This window comes from Micromonospora arida, assembly GCF_003857035.1.
Taxonomy (GTDB): domain Bacteria; phylum Actinomycetota; class Actinomycetes; order Mycobacteriales; family Micromonosporaceae; genus Micromonospora; species Micromonospora arida.
The window spans coordinates 1-4,406 of the sequence record NZ_QGSY01000247.1; the positions used below are offsets into that span (position 1 = coordinate 1).

General features: G+C 69.4%; 5 protein-coding genes. All 5 read left to right on the plus strand.

The features are described from left to right. The first annotated feature begins 10 nt into the window (after positions 1–10). Positions 11–553, plus strand: a complete 543-nt coding sequence (locus tag DLJ58_RS24900; RefSeq protein ID WP_124859817.1) for a DinB family protein — start codon at positions 11–13, stop codon at positions 551–553. A 347-nt stretch (positions 554–900) separates the two neighbouring features. Continuing rightward, positions 901–1,446 (plus strand): hypothetical protein, encoded by a 546-nt coding sequence (locus DLJ58_RS24905; protein ID WP_124859811.1) that lies wholly within the window; start codon positions 901–903, stop codon positions 1,444–1,446. 315 nt (positions 1,447–1,761) lie between these two features. Beyond that, positions 1,762–2,574 carry a TetR/AcrR family transcriptional regulator gene (locus DLJ58_RS24910; protein ID WP_124859813.1) on the plus strand — a complete coding sequence of 271 codons (813 nt, stop codon included), beginning with the start codon at positions 1,762–1,764 and terminating at the stop codon, positions 2,572–2,574. A gap of 10 nt (positions 2,575–2,584) precedes the next feature. Next, entirely contained in the window at positions 2,585–3,043 is a 459-nt protein-coding gene (locus DLJ58_RS24915) for a GNAT family N-acetyltransferase (RefSeq protein WP_208741315.1), read from the plus strand. Between the two features lie 102 nt (positions 3,044–3,145). After that, positions 3,146–4,406: Hsp70 family protein (locus DLJ58_RS24920; RefSeq protein WP_148098008.1), on the plus strand; the 1,261-nt coding region annotated here is incomplete at its 3' end.

Sequence of the window (4,406 nt, forward strand, 5' to 3'; positions counted from 1 at the left end):
GGATTTCCGGATGCCCGTACCGAGCCTGACTTTGCTGCGCTGGCAGTTCGACCTGACGTGGTCGCTGTTCGAGTACCACCTTGAGCGACTCGAACCCTCGGACTTTCTCTGGGAGCCGGCCGACCACTGCTGGTCGGTGCGGCAGAGCACCGACGGCACCTGGACGCCGGACTGGGTCGACACCGAACCCGACCCGGTCCCGGTGCCGACGATCGGCTGGCTCACCTGGCACGTCGGCTGGTGGTGGACCGTGGCGATGGACCATCTTCGGGGTGGATCAGCGCGGCAGCGCACGGCCGTTGTCTGGCCGGGCGCGGGCGAGCCCAGCGTCGCCTGGCTGCGGGGCCTGCGCACCGAATGGCTCGGTCTGCTCGACCAGCTCGGCGACAGCGACCTCGACCGCATCTCGACGTACCCCTGGCCGGACGGGACCGACCACACCGTCACGCACACGATCGGTTGGGTCAACTCGGAGCTGATGAAGAACGTCGCGGAGATCGGCCAGCTCAGGCTGCTCCGCGCCGCAGGGACCGATCGGTACGGCCCGACCTGACGCCCCGGGCGCCAGGGGAGGGATGGCGGGGTTTCGGGCGGAGCGGAAGCGAGAGGCGCAGGAGTGGTAAGTCCTCGCGACACCACGAGACGCGGGACCCTCCCGATGAGTGTTTCCATCTAGCATCTTCGTGCTTCCTTACTCGATTCCGGCGCCGCTGGCTTTGCAGAACTACGCTGAGTCATTTCCTCCCGCTGCTTGGTCCTTGCTTGGAACACCTCCAATGTGATAGAAATTTATGCATGGAGATGCCCTTATGCATCGCCTGCTTTGTTGCGCAGCCCGTTGTCCATTTCTAAATCGGGGAGACTGTCTTGCGAGCTCGAAGTGTCTTAACTGCTCTGGCCATGATGATTACTGTTTCAGTGATCGGCACGGCACCCGCTCATGCCGAGTCAAGCAGCAGATTCGATGGCAACTCGTTTGCAAGCCAGGCGCGGGCCGGAAAACTCTCTGAACGACAGGCGGAAACTCTCCAGGAGAAGGTTGACGCATACCTTCAGAAGACTGGCGGGAAGCAAATCTCGCTCAACGAGATCGAGATCGATAATGGCAAGCTCAAGGTCGCTCTCCCTGGCGAGGCGCACCCGAGGGATTTTGTCAACGCCCCGACCAGTGTGGCGCTTGCCAGTCGGTGCTTGGATGATCAGTACAATGGCTGGTTCTGCGCGTTCCGCTCCACTGGTTTCTCCGGCGACGAGCTTGAATGGTACAACTGCGGAACCTACAATATGCCGTGGACTGGTTACGGGTCCTGGCGCAACAATCAAACCAGAGGCACGGTTGCCAAATTCATCAATGCTTCCGGTGGCGTGATTTACTCGACGCCTGGCGCCTACTCCAGCAGCCTTAGCTACAACTGGACGCCCGTCTTCAAGGTCAAGCCCTGCTGAACGGTCGGCTTTGCTCTAGCTGATCAGCGCTGCTACCGCTTACCTTCCAAGGGTGAGCGGTAGTCGCGCTTGTCTGGTTGAGCCTGTGGGGAGCCGTACGTCTTCCTTGACTGGTGAGAAACTAAAGCTCGCCGTGTCTCTGTCAAATAGCACCGCTGTGCCGGCCCGTCGGCTCCGGGGTGGCGGAGGCGACTGCGCAGACGCGGAGCAGATCTCTGCGGCTGGGCGGATTCATGCCGCCGATCCTGTCGCCGCCGGTCGGACGACGTGCAGTACTTTCGTCACACGGAGTGCCGTGACGAAACCGGAGGCGGCGTGCTCAATGCCCGGTGTGTCGAGTGCCAGGCGAACCTGCCCGTCGGCGCCGGCCGGGGGCGCCCGCGCCGCTACTGCTCCCGGCGCTGCCAGGCCCGCGCGTACCGCAGGCGTCGTGAGCACGGCCCCACCAGCACCCTGCGTCGGATTCAGGACCTGCCCGCGCCGATCGGCGGCGACCCGCGCCACCGGTTGGTCTCCCTCGCGGTCGAGCTGGCGGACGTCGGCGGCCTGGACGCCGTCTCCCTGCGGGTCCTCGCCCAACGCGGCGGCCTGCCCGCCCACGCCGTGTACCGGCACGTCCGGAACCGGGCCGACCTCCTCGCCGCGATGGCCGAGCAGATCACCGCCACCCGCCCGCCCGGCACCGCACCACTACCGCGTGATCCGCGCCAACGGCTCGAACGGTTGGCCGGGCACGAGTGGGCGATGTACCGCCGCCATCCCTGGCTGCTGGCCATCCTCGCCACCGACCGACCGCCGACCGGGCCGGCGGTACTCGCCATGGTCGACCGGGTGGTCGCGGCATTCACCAGCGCCGGATACGACCCGGCCGAGGCGTTCCGCGCCTACCTGGCGCTCAGCGGCTACATCCAGGGGATGGCCCTGCTCATCCGGCGTGACCCCGGGGACACCACCTACCACGCCTGGTGGTCGGCGACCGTCACCCGGCTGGAGCGAACCGGCCGTACCCGGGACCGACAGTGGCTGGCTGCGGCCGGGCAGACCAGACCCGACACCGACCTGGACACCTGGTTCCAGTTCGGCCTGCGCGGGCTGCTCGACGGCCTGTTGCACGGCCCGGCTCGGTAGGGTGGCCGGCGTGGCACGACTGGTGAAGGTCACTCAGGACAATGTGGAGGCCGCGTGCCGGGTGAGCGTGCGGCCCGACCAGGAGAAGTTCTCGTCTCCGGTAGCCTGGTCGCTCGCCGAGGCGTACGCGCAGCCCGAGATCGCGTGGCCGCGTCTGATCGTCGAGGATGACGAGATCGTCGGCTTCCTGATGGGCTTCTTCGACATCGTGTGGGATCCGGCCCAACCGGACGACAAGCGCTCGGGGCTGTGGCGGCTGAACATCGCCGCCGAGCACCAGGGCAGGGGGTACGGCCGCTTCGCGGTACAGGCCGTCCGCGACGAGGCCCACCGACGTGGGCACGATCGCGTCTACACGACGTGGAAGCCGGGGCCGGACGGCCCGGAGCAGTTCTACCTGAAACTCGGGTTCCAGCTGACCGGGGAGACCAGCGAGGACGAGGTGGTGGGCGTCCACCCCACCCACTGACCGGACGCCACCGACCACCCCGGACCGAGTGATCAGCAGTGCGGCGGGGCCTGCGTACGATGCGGGGTCGAGTTCCCCTCGTCGCGGCGGAGGTATCGGGCAATGGCAGGCCAGCACGAGGGTTTCGCTCTCGGCATCGACCTCGGCACGTCCAACACGGTCGCGGTGCTGCGCTGGCCGGACGGGCGGACCCGTCCGCTGCTGATGGACGGTCAACCGCTCAGTCCGTCCGCCGTCTACGCCGACCCGGACGGCACCCTGCACACCGGCTGGGACGCCCGCCGGTTGGCGCAGGCAGACCCGGCCCGGTTCGAGGCGAACCCGAAGCGTCGGGTGGACGAGCCGACAGTGCAGCTCGGCGACCGCGCGTACCCGCCGGCCGACCTGCTCGCCGCAGTGCTGGCGGCGGTCGGCCGGGCGGCGGTGGGCGCTGTGGGTTTCCTGCCGCCGGCCGTGGTCACCTGCCCGGCCGCCTGGGACGAGACGCGGCGGCAGGTCCTCGCCGACGCGCTGCTGCGGGCGGGCTGGCCGCAGGCGGTCGAGCACACCCTCGCCGGGCCGACACCGCCAGGCACCCGGCTGCTGCGGGAGCCGGTGGCCGCCGCCCGCTACTACACGCAGGTGCTGCACCGTCCGGTGCCGGTCGGCGGGGCGATCGCGGTCTTCGACTTCGGTGGCGGGACGCTCGACGTCGCGGTGCTGCGCAACGAGGGCGCGGACCCCTGGGGTGACTCCGGCTTCAGCGTGGTCGCCGACGGTGGCCTGCCCGACCTGGGCGGTCTGGACCTCGACGCCGCGCTGGTGCGGCGGGTCGGCGAGTTGGTCGGTGAGCGGCACGCCGCGCAGTGGGCCCGGCTCACCCGTCCGGCGGATCCGGCGCAGCGCCGCGACCAGGTCCGGCTCTGGGACGAGGTACGCGGTGCGAAGGAGACCCTGTCCCGGTCCGCGGTCGCCCCGGTCGCGGTGCCGGGAGTGGCCGAGACGATCCAGCTGACCCGGGCGGACGTCGAGCGGGTGGCCACGCCGCTGCTGCGCCGGGCGGTGCAGAGGGCCCGGGAGGTCATCGCCGCCGCCGGCCTCAGACCCGATCAGCTCGACGGATTGTTCCTCGTGGGCGGGTCGTCACGGATCCCGCTGGTGGCCCGCATGCTGCATGCCGAGCTGGGGATCGCGCCGACGGTGCTGGACCAGCCCGAGTTGCCGGTGGCCGAGGGCGCCCTGACCGACCTGCCGCTGCGCAAGCCGCTGCACGCCCCGGCGTACGCGGGCGCGCCGCTCGCACCACCACCGCCAGCTCCGGTGAGCCCGCCCGCCCCGGCCGGAGCCCCCGCGCCGGTCGTACCGTCGCAGCCCTGGCCGGGAT

Excerpts from the sequence above, each read along its gene's own strand:
- DLJ58_RS24905 (WP_124859811.1), top strand. The coding sequence starts at position 901 with ATGATGATTACTGTTTCAGTGATCGGCACGGCACCCGCTCATGCCGAG.
- DLJ58_RS24900 (WP_124859817.1), top strand. The coding sequence starts at position 11 with ATGCCCGTACCGAGCCTGACTTTGCTGCGCTGGCAGTTCGACCTGACG.